This window comes from Leifsonia sp. NPDC080035, assembly GCF_040050925.1.
GTDB lineage: Bacteria > Actinomycetota > Actinomycetes > Actinomycetales > Microbacteriaceae > Leifsonia.
Map to the genome: position 1 here is coordinate 1,301,033 of NZ_CP157390.1, position 17,243 is coordinate 1,318,275.

At 72.3% G+C, this 17,243-nt stretch carries 23 protein-coding genes; 14 read left to right on the forward strand and 9 right to left on the reverse strand.

The genetic code is table 11. The features are described 5' to 3' along the window. Nucleotides 1-23 precede the first annotated feature (23 nt). Genes AAME72_RS06315 through AAME72_RS06325 form a run of 3 tightly spaced genes read right to left on the reverse strand, consistent with a single transcriptional unit; the run spans nt 24 to nt 2,321 of the window. Nucleotides 24-860, reverse strand: a complete 837-nt coding sequence (locus AAME72_RS06315; RefSeq protein WP_348789389.1) for a TspO/MBR family protein — start codon at nt 858-860, stop codon at nt 24-26. A 49-nt stretch (nt 861-909) separates the two neighbouring features. Next, nucleotides 910-1,683 carry a putative protein N(5)-glutamine methyltransferase gene (locus AAME72_RS06320; RefSeq protein ID WP_348789390.1) on the reverse strand — a complete coding sequence of 258 codons (774 nt, stop codon included), beginning with the start codon at nt 1,681-1,683 and terminating at the stop codon, nt 910-912. A gap of 26 nt (nt 1,684-1,709) precedes the next feature. Further along, entirely contained in the window at nt 1,710-2,321 is a 612-nt protein-coding gene (locus AAME72_RS06325) for an NAD(P)H-dependent oxidoreductase (RefSeq protein WP_348789391.1), read from the reverse strand. Between the two features lie 88 nt (nt 2,322-2,409). Between AAME72_RS06325 and AAME72_RS06330 the strand changes: the two genes are divergently transcribed. The 6 genes from AAME72_RS06330 to AAME72_RS06355 all read left to right on the forward strand — a co-directional run bounded on the left by AAME72_RS06330 (nt 2,410) and on the right by AAME72_RS06355 (nt 6,661). Next, nucleotides 2,410-2,748 carry a hypothetical protein gene (locus tag AAME72_RS06330; protein ID WP_348789392.1) on the forward strand — a complete coding sequence of 113 codons (339 nt, stop codon included), beginning with the start codon at nt 2,410-2,412 and terminating at the stop codon, nt 2,746-2,748. Between the two features lie 92 nt (nt 2,749-2,840). After that, entirely contained in the window at nt 2,841-3,116 is a 276-nt protein-coding gene (locus AAME72_RS06335) for a hypothetical protein (protein WP_348789393.1), read from the forward strand. Nucleotides 3,117-3,126: 10 nt separating this feature from the next. Beyond that, nucleotides 3,127-4,617, forward strand: coding sequence for an FAD-dependent oxidoreductase (locus AAME72_RS06340; protein WP_348789394.1), 1,491 nt, complete (start codon nt 3,127-3,129; stop codon nt 4,615-4,617). A gap of 46 nt (nt 4,618-4,663) precedes the next feature. Then, the gene (locus AAME72_RS06345; protein WP_348789395.1) at nt 4,664-5,377 is read left to right on the forward strand and encodes a hypothetical protein; all 714 of its coding nucleotides are present in this window, start codon (nt 4,664-4,666) and stop codon (nt 5,375-5,377) included. A 131-nt stretch (nt 5,378-5,508) separates the two neighbouring features. Beyond that, nucleotides 5,509-5,775, forward strand: a complete 267-nt coding sequence (locus tag AAME72_RS06350; RefSeq protein ID WP_348789396.1) for a Rho termination factor N-terminal domain-containing protein — start codon at nt 5,509-5,511, stop codon at nt 5,773-5,775. A 22-nt stretch (nt 5,776-5,797) separates the two neighbouring features. Further along, nucleotides 5,798-6,661: a hypothetical protein gene (locus AAME72_RS06355; RefSeq protein WP_348789397.1), complete on the forward strand. Its 864-nt coding sequence runs from the start codon at nt 5,798-5,800 to the stop codon at nt 6,659-6,661. 20 nt (nt 6,662-6,681) lie between these two features. On the opposite strand, the gene AAME72_RS06360 is transcribed toward AAME72_RS06355, so the two are convergent. After that, complete coding sequence (locus AAME72_RS06360; protein WP_348789398.1) at nt 6,682-6,999, reverse strand: hypothetical protein; 318 nt, start codon at nt 6,997-6,999, stop codon at nt 6,682-6,684. Between the two features lie 159 nt (nt 7,000-7,158). Then, nucleotides 7,159-7,995, reverse strand: a complete 837-nt coding sequence (locus tag AAME72_RS06365; protein ID WP_348789399.1) for an alpha/beta hydrolase — start codon at nt 7,993-7,995, stop codon at nt 7,159-7,161. A gap of 117 nt (nt 7,996-8,112) precedes the next feature. Between AAME72_RS06365 and AAME72_RS06370 the strand changes: the two genes are divergently transcribed. Next, nucleotides 8,113-8,670, forward strand: coding sequence for a TetR/AcrR family transcriptional regulator (locus AAME72_RS06370; RefSeq protein WP_348789400.1), 558 nt, complete (start codon nt 8,113-8,115; stop codon nt 8,668-8,670). A 25-nt stretch (nt 8,671-8,695) separates the two neighbouring features. Here AAME72_RS06370 and AAME72_RS06375 read toward each other — a convergent pair whose 3' ends face one another. The 3 genes from AAME72_RS06375 to AAME72_RS06385 form a co-directional block, all read right to left on the reverse strand. Then, complete coding sequence (locus tag AAME72_RS06375) at nt 8,696-10,003, reverse strand: sodium:proton exchanger (protein ID WP_348789401.1); 1,308 nt, start codon at nt 10,001-10,003, stop codon at nt 8,696-8,698. 295 nt (nt 10,004-10,298) lie between these two features. Continuing rightward, nucleotides 10,299-10,643, reverse strand: a complete 345-nt coding sequence (locus tag AAME72_RS06380) for a hypothetical protein (RefSeq protein WP_348789402.1) — start codon at nt 10,641-10,643, stop codon at nt 10,299-10,301. A 69-nt stretch (nt 10,644-10,712) separates the two neighbouring features. Beyond that, a complete protein-coding gene (locus AAME72_RS06385; RefSeq protein WP_348789403.1) occupies nt 10,713-11,414 on the reverse strand; it encodes a MerR family transcriptional regulator in 702 nt (233 codons plus the stop codon). Nucleotides 11,415-11,452: 38 nt separating this feature from the next. On the opposite strand from AAME72_RS06385, the gene AAME72_RS06390 reads away from it, so the two are divergent. Then, a complete protein-coding gene (locus AAME72_RS06390) occupies nt 11,453-11,917 on the forward strand; it encodes a DUF6194 family protein (protein WP_348789404.1) in 465 nt (154 codons plus the stop codon). Here the strand turns inward: AAME72_RS06390 and AAME72_RS06395 are convergent. Then, entirely contained in the window at nt 11,914-12,672 is a 759-nt protein-coding gene (locus tag AAME72_RS06395) for an alpha/beta fold hydrolase (RefSeq protein WP_348789405.1), read from the reverse strand. The two genes, AAME72_RS06390 and AAME72_RS06395, sit on opposite strands and share 4 nt — an antisense overlap. Nucleotides 12,673-12,751: 79 nt before the next feature. On the opposite strand from AAME72_RS06395, the gene AAME72_RS06400 reads away from it, so the two are divergent. The 6 genes from AAME72_RS06400 to AAME72_RS06425 all read left to right on the forward strand — a co-directional run bounded on the left by AAME72_RS06400 (nt 12,752) and on the right by AAME72_RS06425 (nt 17,195). Next, a complete protein-coding gene (locus AAME72_RS06400; RefSeq protein WP_348789406.1) occupies nt 12,752-13,138 on the forward strand; it encodes a PadR family transcriptional regulator in 387 nt (128 codons plus the stop codon). Beyond that, nucleotides 13,135-13,542: a permease prefix domain 1-containing protein gene (locus AAME72_RS06405; protein WP_348789407.1), complete on the forward strand. Its 408-nt coding sequence runs from the start codon at nt 13,135-13,137 to the stop codon at nt 13,540-13,542. Before AAME72_RS06400 ends, AAME72_RS06405 begins: the two co-directional genes overlap by 4 nt. Then, a complete protein-coding gene (locus tag AAME72_RS06410; protein ID WP_348789408.1) occupies nt 13,518-14,129 on the forward strand; it encodes a hypothetical protein in 612 nt (203 codons plus the stop codon). Before AAME72_RS06405 ends, AAME72_RS06410 begins: the two co-directional genes overlap by 25 nt. Further along, on the forward strand, nt 14,122-15,156 hold the full coding sequence (locus AAME72_RS06415; RefSeq protein WP_348789409.1) for an ATP-binding cassette domain-containing protein: 1,035 nt from the start codon (nt 14,122-14,124) through the stop codon (nt 15,154-15,156). The genes AAME72_RS06410 and AAME72_RS06415 overlap by 8 nt, the downstream gene beginning before the upstream one ends. Further along, nucleotides 15,153-15,971 carry an ABC transporter permease gene (locus AAME72_RS06420; RefSeq protein WP_348789410.1) on the forward strand — a complete coding sequence of 273 codons (819 nt, stop codon included), beginning with the start codon at nt 15,153-15,155 and terminating at the stop codon, nt 15,969-15,971. The genes AAME72_RS06415 and AAME72_RS06420 overlap by 4 nt, the downstream gene beginning before the upstream one ends. Before the next feature lie 225 nt (nt 15,972-16,196). Next, the gene (locus AAME72_RS06425) at nt 16,197-17,195 is read left to right on the forward strand and encodes a Gfo/Idh/MocA family oxidoreductase (RefSeq protein WP_348789411.1); all 999 of its coding nucleotides are present in this window, start codon (nt 16,197-16,199) and stop codon (nt 17,193-17,195) included. The last annotated feature ends 48 nt before the right edge of the window (nt 17,196-17,243 follow it).

Consider the following 17,243-nt stretch of genomic DNA (forward strand, 5'->3'; position numbering starts at 1 on the left):
GGGCCGAGGATACCGGCCGCGCCTCAGCTCCTGCGGGCGCCGTCCGAGCCGCGGGTCACCCGCACCGCCACGGTGACCAGCAGGATGAGCGCGGCCGCCGCGATGGCGGTCACCGCCACCGTCGGGCTCTGCAGCGCGCCCGTCAGTCGTGCGACGCCGATCCAGGCGAGCCCCCAGGCGGAGGCGAGCGACGGCGCGAAGCGGCCGCCGTCCCACACCGCGAGCGCGCAGCCGATGATCGCGACCACCACGATGACCGCCATCCCCCACACGTGCGGACTGATCCCGAGACGGCCGACGTCCGCGGCCACCAGCGCCGCGGCCACGTTCGCCACAGTGGCGACCATCACCCAGCCGAGGTACAGGCCGGCCGTGCCGTCGAGCAGCACCGCGTCGGCGGTCGTCCCGGCGGGATCCCGCCGCAGCCGCACGAAGGTGACGATGAGCACCACGAGCAGAGCCGCGATGACCCCGACGCTCACCGCGAGCAGGCCGGCCTGCACCGAGAGGATCCACGCGGCGTTGAGCAGCAGCGAGGCGAGCATCCAGTAGCCGATCGCGCGCTGCCGCGGGCGCGCCGCCTGCGACGGCAGCGCCTGCCAGATCGCGTACGCGACGAGACCAAGGTAGATGACGGACCAGATCGAGAAGGCGGGGCCGGCCGGCGAGACCAGCGTCGCGTCCGGGCCGAGGGCGCCGCCGGCGACCTTCGGGATGGGCGTGCCGCCCACGAGGCCCGACCCGACGACAGCGCCGGCCAGCGCCACCACGGTGCCCGCGATCACGAGGGTCTGGCGCACACGGTCGGCCGCGGTCGGATGGCTCACTCCCAGCGGGAGTCGTCGGGCCAGCGTGCTCATGCCGTGAACGGTAGACCCGAATCCCGCTCAGGATAAGTGACGTGATCCCTCAGCGCGGGCGCTCGGCGCGCACGAGGGTCGCTCCCCGCTCGTCATCGGACTCGACCCGCACCGCCATGCCGGCCGCGGCGAACAGCGCGGCGCTCACCGGCGCCTGCTCCTCGCTCGCCTCGATGAGGAGCACGCCACCCGGAGCCAGCCAGTGCGCGGCTTCGGCGGCGACCCGGCGGTGGATGTCCAGGCCGTCCGCGCCGCCGTCGAGCGCCACCGCCGGCTCGTGCAGGCGCGCCTCCGGCGGCATCAGCGCGATCGCCTCGGTCGGGACGTACGGGGCGTTCACGGCGATCACGCCGAGTCTCCCGCGGAGCGCGGCGGGCAGCGGGTCGAACAGGTCGCCCTGGAAAACCCCGGCCCCGGGGAGGTTGATCGCGGCACAGCGGACGGCGACCGGCTCGATGTCCGCCGCGTACAGCTCGGCGCCCGGCACCCGGGCGGCCACGACCGCGCCGATCGCGCCCGCCCCGCAGCACAGGTCGAGCACCGGCATCCCCGGTTCCGCGAGGGCCGCGGCGTGTTCGGCGAGCATCGCCGTGCGCTGCCGCGGGACGAACACACCCGGTTCGACGTGGATGCGCAGCCCGCAGAACTCGGCGAACCCGAGCAGCGGCTCCAGCGGTTCGCCCGCGACGCGGCGCGCGACGAGCGCATCCAGCTCCTCCGGCGTCTCCGCCGCCTCCGCGAGCAGACGGGCCTCGTCCTCCGCGAACACGCAGCCGGCGGCGCGCAGCCGCGCCACGATGGCGGCGTCGGGGTTTTCGGTCACCCCGCCATGCTAGAGACGATCCGGGATCAATACGGAGCAGCCCGCAGCTGCCGGGCGAGGTGGGCGGCGTTGGCGGCGGCGGTCGCTGTCGAGCTCGCGACCGCCTCCGGCGTCTCATCGAGGTCCTTGTAGTCGACGGTCTGCATCGCCTCGCCGTTCCAATAGGTCGCTCCCTGCGCGGGGATGCTGAAGCCCACGTCATTGAGGCTCTGGAAGACGTCGGCGATGATCGCGTGCGCGCCGTCCTCGTTCCCCACGACGCCGACGAGTGCGACACGTCCGGTCACCACAGGCCGGCCCTGGTCGTCGGTCTCGGAGAGCTCGGCGTCGAGGCGCTCGAGCGCGCGCTGCGCGACGGAGGAGTGGTGCCCCATCCACGTCGGCGTCACGAACACGAGGATGTCGGAGGCGACGACCTGCTCGCGGATCCGCGGCCAGGCGTCCCCCTCGCCCTCGTCGAGCTCGACGCCCGGCTTGATGTCGAAGTCCGCCACCCGCAGCGCTGTTCCGGTGACGTCGTGCTTCGAGAGCTCGTCGAGGATCTGCTTCGCGAGGAGCTGACTGCTCGACTCTGCGGGCGACGGTTTGAGCGAGCAGACGAGGGCGAGCGCGGTCAGCGGACGGTTCTGGTCTGTCATGGCGCGAACTCAACACGCCGATCCCGCAGGATGCAACCCCCGGGGCCACACCTTGAAATTGCCCCGATCTGCTCGTACGAATGGAGGCATGAAGCGCATCCATTACGCGAGCGGGGCAGTCCTCACCGGCGACGCGATCGCCGAGGTTCTCGTCCAATACGCGGCTGCGCTGGCGGCGAGCAACTCGGCCGCAGAGGTGCACGCACCCGTGAGACTCGAGACGGGCGAGGAGGGCGAGGCCGTCATGCTGCTCGGTCCCGCCAGCCAGATCCTCGCCGAGCAGGAGACGAGCACCCAGACCGAGCTGACGAACTCGGAGTTCGTCAGCGAACTGGAAGAGCGGATCGCGGCGCTCGGCCCCATGAAGGCCGGATACGTCCGCAACGGCACCGAGGAGATCGACGACGTCGACCCCGATCTGCTCTAGACGACTCACAGGGTTTTCGATACATCGCTGCACTGGCGCATCGGATGATGCCGCGTACTATCGGGCAGGAGTAACGAAGACCGGGAGAGGACATGCAGGTGTTCCACGTTTACATCGACGAACTGCGGTTCACGTTCGTCGACCGTGCCCCGGTCGAGGAACTGAAGCACCGGGTCATAGAGGCCAGCAGGAACGACGGCGATTTCGTCGCCATCACCCATTCCAGCCGCCCACCGAGCGAGATCTTCGTGACCAGCCAGACCAAGGTCCGGATCGAGACCGCCACCATTCCGCGCGAACCGTCGACGGCGGGCGTCTCCGAAGAGGACGACGACGCCTTCTGGTTCGACTTCGACTCGCTGGCGTAGTCCGTCCTCCGTGTCCTCCCTCTGGCTCGACACGTCGCCGGCCATCCCGGTCGACGTCTTCGAGGCCGGAGGCGAGTACGACGTCGTGGTGGTGGGCGCAGGGCTGACCGGGCTCACCACGGCACTGCTGCTCGCCCGGAGCGGGATGCGCGTCTGCGTGCTCGAGGCGAGGACGGTCGGGGCGGTCACGACCGGCCACACGACCGGCAAGGTGAGCCTGCTGCAGGGCACGGTGCTCTCCGAGGTCCGCCGGTACTCGTCCGACCGGGTGCTCTCGGCCTACGTCGACGCCAACACGGCGGGACGCGGCTGGCTGCTCGACTTCCTCGACGACGCCGGCGTCCCGTACGACGTCCGCGGCGCCGTCACCTACGCGACGACGGACGAGGGCGCCCGGCTGCTCGACGCGGAGGAGGATGCGGCCCGAACGGCCGGCCTCCCCGTGCTGCGCGGCGGCGGCACCGAGCTGCCGTTCCCGGTCACCTCGGCCCTCGGCCTCGCCGGCCAGGCCCAGGTGCACCCGATGCTCGTGCTCGCCGCGCTCGCGGCGGAGCTGCGCTCCCGCGGCGGGCGGATCGTCGAAGGCGAGCGGGTCACCGGCGTCAGCGCCGCTCGCCCGGCGGTCGTCTCCAGCACCTCGGGCGAGACGCGGGCCGGAGCCGTCGTCCTCGCGACCGGCACGCCCATCCTCGACCGCGGCCTGTACTTCGCGAAGGTCGAACCGGAACGCTCCTACATCGCGGCCTTCCGTATCCCCGGGCCGATCCCGCACGGGATGCACTTGTCGGCCGACGCGCCCACCCGATCGCTGCGCGCGGCGAGCGACGGCCACGGCGAGGTGCTTCTCGTCGGCGGGAACGGGCACCCGGCCGGGCGGGCGCCGTCGCCCGCCGAGCGGGTGGCGGACCTCACCACCTGGACGGAGGAGTGGTTCCCCGGCGCCGAACGCATCGGCTGGTGGGCAGCCCAGGACTATCGCTCGGTCAACCGCGTGCCGTTCGTCGGCTGGCTGCCGCGCGGGCGCGGGCGCATCTACCTCGCGACCGGATACGGCAAGTGGGGGATGACGAATGCGGTCGCCGCGGCGCTGAGCCTCGCCGCCGACCTGACCGGGGAACCGCCGGAGTGGGCGCGCGTCCTCCACCACCGGGTGACCAAGCCGATCGACCTGGCGGACGGCGTCCGTGCGAACGCCGCCGTCGGAGCCGCCGCGGCACGCGAGTGGACGGCGGCGGAGACCGGTCCCGAGCTTGGGCCGGAGGCGCCGGGCGAAGGGGACGGCGTCGTCGGCCGCCGCGGACGGGCGCCCGTGGCCGTCTCGACCGTCGACGGGAGGACGTGCGCGCTCAGCGCGGTGTGCACGCACCTCGGCGGCGTCGTGCGCTGGAACGACGCGGAGCTGTCCTGGGACTGCCCCCTGCACGGTTCGCGGTTCGCCCCGGACGGCTCGGTGCTCGAGGGACCGGCGACGGAACCGCTGGGCCACGCGCCTCGCGGCTGAGCGGCGGTGCTTCACGCCCGAACGGTTGTGCAGTAGGGTCGGCGGCATGAGTAATCCTGAGGACGAGAGCAAGCCGCAGCAGCCCGCCGAGGGGGACGCTGCCACCGGCGGTGTCCCGCCGGTACCGCCCGCAGCACCCGTGCCGCCGGTCGAGCCGCCCGCCGACGCGCCCGTTCCCCCTGCCGCCGCGCCCGAGGCCCCGGCAGCGCCGGCCGGTTCGTACCCGCCGCCGCCCGCCGCGCCGCCCGCGCCCGGAGCCTTCCCCGCCTACGGCGCGACGCCCGCGGCGCCCGTCGCAGCGCCGACCGAGGTGCCGAACACGGTCAACATCGCGTTCTGGCTGTACATCGCCAGCGCGGTCCTCAGCGTCGTCTCGGGCATCGTCACCGCGGTGACGGCCGGCTCCAACCGGGCGGCCGTCATGGACCAGATCCAGCGCCAGGGTACGAACCTGCACGGCCTCAGCCTGGATCAGGTCGCCGATGCCGCCATCGCATTCGCCGTCACCTGGTCGATCATCACGCTGATCTTCTGGGCCCTCACGTTCGTTCTGTTCGCGTTCTTCATGCGCCGGGGTGCCAACTGGGCACGCATCATCCTCACCGTGCTCACCGCGCTGTCCCTGCTGAACATCATCGCCACGTTCGGTATCGGCGCCCTGCAGGTGATCGCCTCGATCGTCGCGCTGGTGCTGATGTGGCTGCGGCCGTCGTCGGCCTGGTTCGCCGCGATCAAGGCGTCGAAGGCGCCGCGCGCGTAGCGCATCCCGGCATCCCGCCCTCGTCGAGAGGCCCGCGACCACCGCGTCGCGGGCCTCTCGCCGTTCCCGGGCCACCCGCTGGCCATGCGCGGAAGACGGCGTACCGTTCGCAGCGAACGGAAGGAGACACAATGCCGGGACGAAGCGAACCCCAGCTGAAGGACCAGGAGCTCTACGAGAAGCTCCGCGACGAGGGCAACTCCAAGGAGAAGTCGGCGCGCATCTCCAACGCCGCCGCCGCGCGCGGGCGGAAGTCCGTCGGGCGCAAGGGTGGCGAGTCCGGTTCGTACGACGACTGGACGGTCCCCGAGCTCAAGAAGCGCGCGAAGGAGCTCGGCCTCAGCGGCTACTCCTCGAAGAAGAAGTCGGAGCTCGTGAAGGAGCTCCGGAACCACTGAGGCCGCCGCGTACACTCGCGGCATGGAGCTCAGCGAGGTGGCCGCGGGCCTGTACGCCGCCGACCCGGCCGACTTCGTCGCGGAGCGGTCGGCGGCGGCCGCGGCGGCGGACGACCGCGGTCTCGCCAAGCGCATCCGCGCGCTGCGCAAGCCCTCGGCGGCCGCGGCGGCGGTGAACACGCTGGTGCGGACGCGGCCGGAGCTCGTGGATGCGGTGCTCGCCGTCGGCGACCGCCTCCGCGACGCCTTCGCCGACAGGGACAGGGACGCGATCCGCGACCTGACCCGCGAGCGGCAACGGCTGCTGCATGAGGCGACCGCGGCGCTGGACGCGAGCGCCGCCGTGCTCCGTGAGGTCGAGGAGACGCTGCAGGCGGCGGTGATCGACGCGTCGGCCGCCGCCGCGGTGCGCAGCGGCATGCTCGTGCGCGCGCTGGAGTCGACCGGGGTGGAGTCGGTGGACGCGGAGGACGCGGTCGCGGTGCCCGGTGTCGTCCTGCTGGAGGCGGGCACGGCCGAGCGGGCGGGTGCCGGCGCGGGGTCCTCCCAGACCCGGCGGAAGCGGGACGAGGCGGAGGAGCCGGAACCGGCGCGCGAGACGGCGGCCGAGCGGCGCGAGCGTCAGCGCCGGCTCCGCGCCGCCCAGAAGGCCGTGGAGCGGGCTCGCGCCGAGGCGGACGCCCTCGACGACGAGCTCGACGAGGAGGTCGACCGGCGCGGCGATCTGGAGGCGGAGCGCGACACCCTGGAGCGGCGGCTGCGCCGGACGGTGGACGAGCTCACCGAGTCGCGCGCGGCAGAGCGGGAGCTGCGGAGCCGGATCGCGGACGCGCAACGCGCCGTCCGCGCGGCCGAGAAGGAGCTGAGGGCCGCCGAGAGCGACTGAGGGGGCGGCGCTTCCGAGGCTCAGCCGGGCAGGTGGCCGCCGATCTCGTCCTCCGGCATGACGACCATGCCGCCCGTGCGCTGCGAGGTGTGCATCAGAGCCTCGAGCCACTGCGGGTTGATCGCCGGCGGGCGGCTGCCGTTGAACTGGAACGCCAGCGGGACCTCCCTGCTGATCCAGAGCGAGACCCGCCCGGACCCCTGCTCGACCGGGACGTCCCAGTTGAGGAGGAAGCTCTCGTGGCGGCGGAGCTTGGCGACGATCGCGAGCTTGACATGGCTCAGCACGCGGTCGTCCAGGTCGTATTCCTGACCTGCGCCGTAGACGAGTTTTCCCATGCATACATAGTGCCCTAACGGAGGCACCGTTTGCTGGCCGAGTCAGGGGATTGACACGGTGTCGATTCCCCCGTAATGCCCGGCCGTGCGGGCCGGTCGACGCCCGGAAGGGCGGGAACGTGACCGGTCCCGCCCTTCCGCGTCGTCAGCATGCGATCGTCACTCCGCGAGGAACTCGAGGAGCGTCGCCGTGACCTCGTCGGCGTGGGTCCAGAGAAGGCCGTGCGGGGCGCCCTCGATCTCGACGTACTTCGCCGAGGGGAGCAGCTTCGCGAACGGACGGCCGGTCGCGTCGATCGGCAGGATGTTGTCCGCCGTGCCGTGCACGATGAGGGTCGGCACGTCGATCTTCGGGATGTCCTCGCGGAAGTCCGTGTACCAGGTGTGCGGGGCGGCGGCGGCGGCGAACCAGCCGCTGCCGGCGGCGATGTTCCAGCTGTTGCGCACGGCCTCCTCGCTGATGCGGGTGCCGAGGTTCTCGTCCAGGTTGTAGAAGTCCTTGTAGAACTGCGTGAAGTAGGCGTAGCGGTCGGCCTTCACGGCGTCCACGATGCCCTGGAAGAACTCGACGGGAGCAGCGCCGTCCGGGTTGTCGTCGGTCTTCAGGAGGTACGGCTCGAGCGAGGCGAGGAACGCGGCCTTCGCCACGCGGTCCGAGCCGTAGCGGCCGAGGTAGCGGCCGACCTCGCCGGTGCCCATCGAGAACCCGACCAGGACCGCATCCCGCACGTCGAGCGTCTCGAGCACGGTGCGCAGGTCGGCGGCGAAGGTGTCGTAGTCGTAGCCGGTGGTGACCTGGCTGGAACGGCCGAAGCCGCGGCGGTCGTAGCTGATGACGCGGTAGCCGGCGTCGAGCAGCGCGGCGGCCTGCTTCTCCCAGCTGTGGCCGTCCAGCGGGTAGCCGTGGATGAGCACGACGGGCTGGCCGCTGCCGTGGTCCTCGTAGAAGAGCTCGATGGGGGTGCTGTTCTCGGTTCCGACGGTGATGTATGCCATCGATCCGTTCCTTTCGTCTGGGTTCCGACTCATCTGATTCCGGTGAGAACGATCGTTCTCACCGACGTTGTCCACCATAGCGAGAACTATCGTTCTCAGTCAAGGTATATTCGGAGAATGATCGACGACGACACGAGGAACCGGGTGGTCGACGCCGCGGACGCGCTCTACTACGCGCGCGGCTTCCACGCGGTCGGAATGGATGCGGTGCGCGACGCCGCCGGCGTGTCCCTGCGCCGCCTCTACACGCTCTTCCCCTCGAAGGACGACCTCGTCCTCGCGGTGCTGGAGAAGCGGCACAGGATGTGGACGGACGGCGTGAGCGCGCGCGTCCAGACGGAGGCGGACCCCGCGGCCAAGCTCCTCGCGATCTACGACTACCTGGCGGACTGGTTCGTCGAGGACACCTTCCGCGGCTGCGGCTTCATCAACGCGTTCGGCGAGCTCGGCGCCGCCGACCCGCGGGTGGCGGAGGTCGCCCGGGCGCACAAGGAGTCGTTCCAGCGCTACGTGGCGGACCTCGCCTCGGACGCGGGCGCAAGCCCGGCGCTCGCCCCGCAGCTCGCGATCCTCGCGGAGGGCGCGCAGACGACCGCCGCCATCGCCGGCACCCCGGACGCGGCCGCCGACGCGCGCGCCGCCGCGCGCATCCTCATCTCCGCCGCCCTCCCCTGATCCGCCCCCGCCCGGCGGGGCGCCGTCAGCTGCGCCGGAACGGGGCAGCGAGCGTTCGGGCGAGCGGGCGCGCGCGGGTGACGAAGAGGACGACGGCGAGCGCGGCGTAGCAGGCGGAGACGATCCAGCGGGCCTCGGTGGAGGGGAACACGAACGTCGCGGCGAAGAGCACGAACAGGGCGGTCGCCCACCGCCAGTCGAAGCGCAGGCTGAGCAGCATCGCGACGCCGAGGAGCGTCTGGGTCGCGGTGAGCACGAACTCCTCGGTCTGGCGGCCGTCCAGGGGCAGCGCCCAGCCGCCACCCCCGATCGCGTGCGCGATCGGCAGGGTCCCCACCAGCGCCGTCCACTGGTTTACCTTGCTGGCGAGCAGGATGCCGAGACCGGTCGCCGCGCGCCCGCGGGCCACGAACAGCACGGCGATCACGAACTCGGGCGCCTCCGATGCGAGCGGCGCAAGCCACTGCACGAGCAGGAAGTCGTCGATGCCGAGCGCCCGGCCCCCTGCGACGAGGCTGTGCGCGAAGGGCTCGGCGAGCAACAGGATCACGACCGCCGACAGGACGAAGATCGCGATGACGACGGTCCGCCGCGCGGCGACCGGAAGCCGCCCCAGATCGCGGGCGACGCCCACCAGCTCCGGCTCCTCGCTCTCGGCGTGTGCGACGCGCACGAGGTAGTAGACGAACAGGGCGAGCAGCACGACGCCGAGCAGCACGTCGATGCGGCCGGTGAGCGGGATCACCAGGGTGAGGGCGGAGGCGACGACCAGCAGGCCCAGCTCGACGCGGTTCCCTGCCGGCAGGGCGATCGCGAACGGCCGGACGACCACATCCGGATCCGCGGGCCGACGCCGCGCACGCAGCGCGCGGGACACGAAGAAGGCGACCACCAGCAGGAACGGCCAGCCGAAGCCGAGCAGCAGCCGGTTCGACCCGGTCATGTTGGCCGCCGCGTACGGCGCCTGGCTCGGATCGGAGCCGGCGGAGAACGCGAAGAACAGGTCGATCGCGTACTCGGGCAGGATGGCGATGACCGCGAGCAGACCGACGGCGAGACCGCCCGAGATGTCGAGCTCGGCCGCCTCCCCCGCCCAGGCGAGGGCGAACGCGGCGGCGACGATCGCCAGCCCGAAGGCGAGGATGCCGAGCGCCGGCGGGAGTTCGGCGCCGCTCAGCCGCCAGGCCACGCCCTGCGCCGCGACGAGCGCGACGATGCCGAGCGGCAGCAGCAGACGCAGCCAGGGACTGCGATGCCGCGGATCGCCGCGGCGGCGGCCTTCGGTGGGAGCGGGCGTGCTGCCGGTGCGGGGTTCGATGGCGCGGTCGGTCATCGTGCGGATCCTCTCGGTGGCACGGCGACCGGGCACGAGGGGAGGCCGGCCGCCGCGAACGGGCGGCCGAAGGTCTCGCTCGCCCGCGCAGGATCCGCGACGGGTGGCACGCCGGGCCGGGCATCCTGGCCGGCCAGTGTGTCGACGTGCCGCGTGGAGCTACTCCCCTTCGACCCCTCCACCCTGACAGACGCGGCCGCGCCGAACCCCGCCGCCGGGGCGGATTACCAGCGTTTCGCGCGCCCTAACATCCACGGTCGGCTCGCCGCATCCCCGCGTCAGCCCACCCGTCGGGTCAGGCGGGGACGCGGGCCCGGGTGGCCTCGAGCCACACCGCCTGCAGCGCATCCACCTCGTCCGACGTCAGCTCGGCACGGTACGCCTCCGCGAGTCCCGCCCAGCGCACGGCCGACTGCGCCACCTGGCGCATGCCGACGTAGCCGACGGCGCGCGCCGACTCGAGGAACGCCGCGTCGATGGCCGCCACCCGATCGTGTTCGGCGTCCAGACGCGACACCTTCACCCGCGCGGCCTTCTCGAGCGGTCGGCGCACGCCGCGCTGCGCGGCGAGCTGGAACTCGACGATCCGGGCGATGTCGTCCGCGGTCAACGTCGCGACTCGGCGCAGGAACGCTCGCATCGCATCCTCCTTCTTCCGGGGCCTTCCCAAGCGAATCTGAGACATTATCGGCCTTTCGTGAGAAAGTCCTCAGAAACGCGAGCGCAGGAGGCGCGCCAGGTCCGTCCCCGCATCCATCAGCGCAACGGTACGGGCCGCGATGCTCTCGAGCCGCGCGTCCAGCGCCTGCAACGGACGCGCCGTGTCGCCGACCGAACGCAGGGCGGCAACGGCCTCCCTGACCTCCGGGATGCGGTAACCAGCGGCCCGGAGCGCGACGACGATCCGTGCGTCGCGCACCGCCAGCGGCGGATAGTGCCTCGCCCCGCGTGAGGTGACCCGCTCCGGCAGGACGAGACCCTCCTTCTCCCAGAACCGCAGGGCGGACGAGCGGACACCGAGCGCGGCGCCGAGCTCGGCGATCGTCATCCCTCCGCCAACGTCGGCCGAGGAACCCGCGCCATCCCGCTCCGCCCGGATGGCGAGCAGCGCCGTCCGTGCGGCGAGCGCCTCCTCGCGCTCCCGCGTCAGACCGACGTGCAGCGCCGAGATCGCCGCAACGGCCTGCGGGAACGGCGCCGCCCAGAGCTCCCGCATCACATGGCGTGCCACGACCGGCCCGACGGCGGTCGCGAGCGACCGGTAGCCGAGGATCGCGGCAACGTGCCGCTCGTCGAACTCCCGGTAGCCGTTGGCCGTCCGGCCCGCCGGCGGGATGACACCGGCGTGCTCGAGGTCCCTGACCTGCTGCACCGAGCAGCCGGCGGCGCCGGCGACGGCGGCTGTGCGCATCCAACCCTCCACAAGCACTTCAAGCGGACACTTCAGGAATGAGTATGCAGCAGATCATCGACGCCGTCCGGCCCCTCGAGGGCGCACTGGTCGTGGCGCCACGGGAGGGCGACGGGACACCGCCGCTCGCGTGGGGCGATTTCTTCTTCTATTACGCGCCGGACGGACGGATGCCGGCGAACACGCAACCGTACGGGACCATCGTGACCAAGGACTACCCCGGCGACACGCTCTCGCGCCTCGGGGACGGGACGCCCGCTCATCCCGGCTGGAGGGTGAATGTGCACGTCGGACGTACGGCCGCTCGCGAACTGGCAGGCGAGCCGACGGAGGAGACCGACTTCGCCGCGGCGGACGTCCTCCTTCCGCACCCCGTCTACGGCGACCTCGGCTGGATCGCGGTCGTCGAGCCGGGACGCCGCACCACCGAGACGGTCATCCGGCTCCTGCGATCGGCGCACGATGCCGCGAGAGCACGGGCGGAGCGGCGGTCGCGCGGCTAGCGGTTCAGGAAGCCGAGGAGGTACGGGGCGACCGCGCGCACCGGCGCGGTCTCGCCGCCGGCGGCGAGGAGCTCGCCGAGGTAGTCGCCGTGGTTGCCGGGGACGATGAGGAGGCGCGCCTCCGGCAGCAGCGACGCGAGCTCCACCAGGTGCTGCGCCCGCATCACGTCGCGGTCGGCGCCGACCACGAGGGCAGGGGCCGTGATCCCGGCGATGAGCTCGTCGGGGAAGCCCTCGAAGCCGAGCATGAGCTGCTGGTCGAGCTCGAACATCCGCCGGGCGTGGGCGGGATCGCCGCTCACCGCGAGGTCCGCCTCGATGAAGACCGCCGGCATGTCCTCGAACCGCCCCGCCGCGAGGCCCTCCCAGAATCCGTCGACCATGCCGTCGCGCCGGAAGGGCGTGGAGGCCAGCACCAGCCGGCGGACGCGCTCCGGGTGCCGAGCGGCGAGCTGGAGTGCCACCTGACCGCCGTTGCTGAAGCCGAGGACGTCGACGGCGGGCAGCGCGAGCTCGGCGAGCACCGCATCCACGTCGTCGGCGGACGCCTCGAAGGATGGGGGACGGTCGCCGGCCGGCGTGCGGCCGTGGCCCTGCAGCTCCACCGCGAGCACCGAGCGGGTCGGCGTGAGCAGCGGGAGCAGCGCGCCCCAGTTCGACGGGATCGTGGAGCCTCCCCCGTGGATGAGCAGGAGGGGCGGGTGGGGCGAGTCCTCGTCGCCGTGCCATTCGCGGTGCAGCCGGATTCGCGTCACGGCCCGAAGCTACACCGGGCGGCGGCGCGACCGAAAGATGGTTGACAGCCTGAGTACTTGATCTGTTACAGTACCTGCCATGGCATTGAACTCGAACGACGGCGCGGGCGGCGAGCTGGGCTCGAACGCCTTCGCCGCCGACCTGCTGCGCGGCCACACCGACACCATCGTGCTCGGCGTGCTGCGCGCCGGAGACAGCTATGGCTACGAGATCCACAAGGCGATCCGGGATGCCGCCGGCGGCCGGTACGAGATCAAGGAGGCGACGCTCTACGCGAGCTTCCGCCGCCTCACCAAGGACGGCCTCATCGAGCCGTACTGGGGCGACGAGACCCAGGGCGGCCGGCGCAAGTACTACCGGATCACCGACGCCGGGCGCGCGGTGTTCCGCCGCAACGTCGACGACTGGATCGCCACCCAGCAGATCATCAATACGCTTCTGAACCTGAAGGGGGGTCGCGCATGAGCGACCAGCACAACGCGGAGCTCGACGCGCGCCTCGACGAGGCGTTCCGGAGCCTGCCGGACACGGACGACCTGCGCGACCTGCGCGACGAGCTGCGCGCCGGGCTGGCCGCCCGCGTCGCGGAGCTCGAGGCGGAGGGGTCCGGCCCGGCCGCCGCGATCGCCACGGCGTTCGCGGAGCTCGGGGACGTGCGGGAGATCGCGGCGGAGGTGGTCGGCCCGGAGGTGCTCGCCACCCCGCCGCGGGCACTGCCGCCGACGGCGCAACCACCCGTCCCGTCGCGCCCGGCGCGCGGGCCGCCGACCTCGTCGGCCGGCACCGCGTCCGCCCGAAGCCCGCCTTCGTCGCGCGGACGGTCGTGCTCGCGATCATCGCAGCCGTGGGCGTCGCGCTCACGGTGCTGACCGTCTTCGGCGTCCTCCCGGCCCCGCTCTGGCTCGCGATCGTGCTCGCGGTCGTGCTCGCGGCCGTCCCGCTCGGGGTGATCGCCGGGGACGCGGTCCACCAGGAGACGTCCGTCCACTACCCGGTGCCCGCCGGGCGCGCGGCCGGATACGGTGCTGCCACGTTCCTCGGGTTCGCCGCCCTCGGCCTCGGCGCCGCCTACCTGACCGACCTCTCGCAGCTCTGGCTGGTGATCGTCGGCGCGCCCCTGCTGCTCGCCGCGATCGGCTGGCTGAGCTTCCTCGCCGCGACCCAGACCAACCGCACCAAGCCCTGGATGCGCGAGGTGCAGTCCCAGTACCAGGGCGCCGACCGGTTCAGCCAGGACGAGGCCGCCGCCGCCCGGTTCGGCATCTACACCGTGGTGATCTTCGTGGTCGCCATCGCCGCCTTCATCGTGCTCAGCTTCACGGTCGGGTTCGCCTGGTCGTGGCTGGCGCTGGTCGCCGGATTCGTCGTCTTCTTCGTCGTCCTGGCGCGCATGCTCTTCCCCTCGGGCCCCGCCCGCACCAACCACACCAACACGAACGGAGCGAACCGTGACTGACCTCGCCTCCCTCCCGCCCGCCGTCGACGTCGCCGGGCTCACGAAGACCTACCGCGGACCGCACCGCACCCCCGTCCACGCCCTGCGCGGGCTCACCTTCCAGGTCCCGGCGGGAATCGTCTTCGGGATGCTCGGCCCCAACGGCGCGGGCAAGTCCACCGCCACCAAGATCCTCACAACGCTCAGCAGGCCGAGCGGCGGCAGCGCACGCATCGACGGGATCGACGTCGTCGCGAGGCCCGCCGAGGTGCGCAGGCACATCGGCTACGTGTCGCAGGGCGCGAGCACCGACCCGCTGCTGACCGGCGCTGAGAACCTGGCGCTCGCCGGCCGGCTGCGCGGGATGAACGCGGTGGACGCGCGGCGCCGCGCCGCCTCCCTGCTCGCCGAGTTCGGGCTGTCGGAGGCCTCGGACCGTCCGGTCGGCCGGTTCTCCGGCGGGATGCGGCGTCGGCTCGACGTCGCCGCCGCCCTCGTCCACGCTCCGCGCGTGCTGTTCCTCGACGAGCCGACGACCGGGCTGGACCCGGAGGCCCGGGCGGCGATGTGGGCCGAGATCCGCCGGCTCTCCGCCGAGAGCGCGATCACGGTCATCCTCACCACGCACTACCTGGAGGAGGCCGACCGGCTGGCCGACGACATCATGATCATCGACAACGGCACCCGCGTCATCGGCGGCAGCCCGGACGCGCTCAAGGCCTCGCTGAACGGCGACACCCTCCGAGTCGCCCTCGTCGAGCCGGACGTGGAGCGGGTGCGCCGCGCCGTGGCCGCCGTGCCCGGACTCCGCGACGTGGTCGTTGAGGCGGACGGCCCGAGCGGCCAGCTCGTCGCCCGCACGGACGACGCCTCCGCCGCTGTCGCCCCGGCGATCGCCGCCCTCGACGCCGCCGGCGTCCCGTTCGGAGCGGTCTCCGCCGCCCGGCCGAGCCTCGACGACGTCTACCTGCACTACGCGGGCCGGTCCTTCGAGCGTGCGGATGCGTCCCCCGCGCCGGCCACCTCAGCGAACGGAGAAGCAGCATGACCACCACCACCGCCACCATCGCCATTGCCGGGGGTCCCGCCCGCGCCGGCTGGTTCACCCAGGCCGCGCAGATCACCGGCCGCTGGCTCACCAACACCCGCAGGCAGGTCTGGGGCGCGGCGTTCTCGCTCGTGCAGCCTGTCGTCTGGATCCTGTTGTTCGGCCAGGTGTTCTCGTCGCTGTCGAAGCTACCCGGCTTCGGCGACGCCGGCTACGTCACGTTCCTCGTCCCCGGCGTGCTGATGATGACCGTGCTCTACAGCGGCGCCTGGGCGGGGACCGGCTACATCGACGACATGAAGTCCGGCGTCATGGACCAGCTGCTCACCGCCCCGATCGCCCGCACCGCCATCGTGACCGGCCAGCTCGTGCAGCAGCTCGTGATCTGCCTCGCGCAGTCCATCGTGGTGCTCGGCATCGGCTGGCTGGGCGGTGCGACCTTTCCGGGCGGCATCGCCGGCATGGCGGTGGCGCTGGGGGTCGCGCTGCTGCTCGGGATGATCTTCTGCTCGCTCTCGACCGCCGCGGCCCTGACCGCGCGCAACCAGGTGGCGCTGATCGGCATCTCGCAGATCGTCGTGCTGCCGGTCACCTTCCTCTCCACGACGATGATGCCGTCGTCGCTGCAGCCGGACTGGGTGCAGACGGTCTCGACCTACAACCCGATGACCTGGGCCGTCGACCTCGCCCGCGATGCGCTGGCCGGCACGGCCGACGACGCCTGGTTGTGGCACGTCGGCGGGCTCGTCGTGCTCGCCGCCCTCGCCTTCGTCTGGTCGGTGCGGGCGCTGCGCGGGTACCAGCGCTCGCTCTAGGCCGGGGTACACGTCACGTCTGTAACTCCGGAGATCGCGCCCGTCCGGTCCGCGTTCTCCGGAGTTCCGGTCGTCTCGTCGGCGTGTCGCCTCGAAGCTCCGGAATTGAGGACGCGCCACCACTTCTGCTGCCAATCGCGCAAAAGACGTGCGCTGCCCGGTGAGAAGTGATTAGGCTGGAATCGTTCGCGCGCAACGAACCCAGGCAAGGAGGCCTTCACAGGCATGTCCCATCCACTCACTGTCGCCGCGATCGGTTTCTGGCACGTGCACGCAGGTGATTATGCGCGCGCTGCACAGAAGCACCCCGACACCACCCTCGTCGCCATCTGGGACGACGATCAGGAGCGCGGCCGTGCGGCCGCAGAGCAGTTCGGCGTCGAGTTCGTCGCCGACCTCGACGAGCTGCTCGCCCGTCCCTCCCTCGACGCCGTGACCATCACGACCGCCACCGACCAGCACCGGGACGTGATGCTGCGGGCGATCGGCGCCGGCAAGCACGTGTTCACCGAGAAGGTGCTCGCCCCCACGGTCGCCGAGGCCGAGGAGATCGTGGCCGCTGCCGACGCGGCGCATGTCGCCCTCGTCGTCTCGCTGCCGCGGCTCTACGACGCGTACACGGTGGCCATCGAGCGACTCCTCGACGAGGGGACGCTCGGCGAGCTCGCCTACACCCGAGTGCGGCTCGCGCACGACGGCTGGGTGGCCGGCTGGCTGCCCGACCGCTTCGGCGACCCGCAGGCGGCGATCGGCGGCGCGCTGACGGACCTCGGCTGCCACCCGGCGTACCTGACGCGGCTGTTCCACCGCGCGGAGCCGCTCTCGATCACCGCCGACTACGGCAGTGTGACCGGCCGCGAGGTCGAGGACAACGCCGTCGTGACGGCGACGTTCCCCGGTGGCGCGCTCGGCGTCTTCGAGGCGAGCGTCGTGCAGGGCACCGGCGACTTCACCATCGAGCTGCGCGGGACGAAGGGCTCCGCCACGTTCGGCGCCGGCGGCAGGGACCTGCTCGTCGACACGGGCGACGGCTGGCGGGAGGTCCCGCTCCCCGAGGCGCGGCCGGGCGCGTTCGCGCAGTGGGTGGAGCACATCCACTCCGGCACCAGGGCGGACGACAACCTCGATCACGCCGTCGCCCTCACCCGCAGCGTCGTCGCCGCCAACGAGGCCGCGTCGACCGGACGCGCCGTCGCGCTGGATGCGGTGCCCGCGTCGCTCTGACCGGCACCGCCAGCACTCCCTTCTCCGACCACTCACGTCTTCCTTTGG

Coding starts and splice junctions, on each gene's coding strand:
- AAME72_RS06315 (WP_348789389.1), bottom strand. CDS start 860: ATGAGCACGCTGGCCCGACGACTCCCGCTGGGAGTGAGCCATCCGACC.
- AAME72_RS06325 (WP_348789391.1), bottom strand. CDS start 2,321: ATGACAGACCAGAACCGTCCGCTGACCGCGCTCGCCCTCGTCTGCTCG.
- AAME72_RS06330 (WP_348789392.1), top strand. CDS start 2,410: ATGAAGCGCATCCATTACGCGAGCGGGGCAGTCCTCACCGGCGACGCG.
- AAME72_RS06335 (WP_348789393.1), top strand. CDS start 2,841: ATGCAGGTGTTCCACGTTTACATCGACGAACTGCGGTTCACGTTCGTC.
- AAME72_RS06345 (WP_348789395.1), top strand. CDS start 4,664: ATGAGTAATCCTGAGGACGAGAGCAAGCCGCAGCAGCCCGCCGAGGGG.
- AAME72_RS06350 (WP_348789396.1), top strand. CDS start 5,509: ATGCCGGGACGAAGCGAACCCCAGCTGAAGGACCAGGAGCTCTACGAG.
- AAME72_RS06355 (WP_348789397.1), top strand. CDS start 5,798: ATGGAGCTCAGCGAGGTGGCCGCGGGCCTGTACGCCGCCGACCCGGCC.
- AAME72_RS06360 (WP_348789398.1), bottom strand. CDS start 6,999: ATGGGAAAACTCGTCTACGGCGCAGGTCAGGAATACGACCTGGACGAC.
- AAME72_RS06365 (WP_348789399.1), bottom strand. CDS start 7,995: ATGGCATACATCACCGTCGGAACCGAGAACAGCACCCCCATCGAGCTC.
- AAME72_RS06370 (WP_348789400.1), top strand. CDS start 8,113: ATGATCGACGACGACACGAGGAACCGGGTGGTCGACGCCGCGGACGCG.
- AAME72_RS06375 (WP_348789401.1), bottom strand. CDS start 10,003: ATGACCGACCGCGCCATCGAACCCCGCACCGGCAGCACGCCCGCTCCC.
- AAME72_RS06380 (WP_348789402.1), bottom strand. CDS start 10,643: ATGCGAGCGTTCCTGCGCCGAGTCGCGACGTTGACCGCGGACGACATC.
- AAME72_RS06385 (WP_348789403.1), bottom strand. CDS start 11,414: ATGCGCACAGCCGCCGTCGCCGGCGCCGCCGGCTGCTCGGTGCAGCAG.
- AAME72_RS06390 (WP_348789404.1), top strand. CDS start 11,453: ATGAGTATGCAGCAGATCATCGACGCCGTCCGGCCCCTCGAGGGCGCA.
- AAME72_RS06400 (WP_348789406.1), top strand. CDS start 12,752: ATGGCATTGAACTCGAACGACGGCGCGGGCGGCGAGCTGGGCTCGAAC.
- AAME72_RS06405 (WP_348789407.1), top strand. CDS start 13,135: ATGAGCGACCAGCACAACGCGGAGCTCGACGCGCGCCTCGACGAGGCG.
- AAME72_RS06420 (WP_348789410.1), top strand. CDS start 15,153: ATGACCACCACCACCGCCACCATCGCCATTGCCGGGGGTCCCGCCCGC.
- AAME72_RS06425 (WP_348789411.1), top strand. CDS start 16,197: ATGTCCCATCCACTCACTGTCGCCGCGATCGGTTTCTGGCACGTGCAC.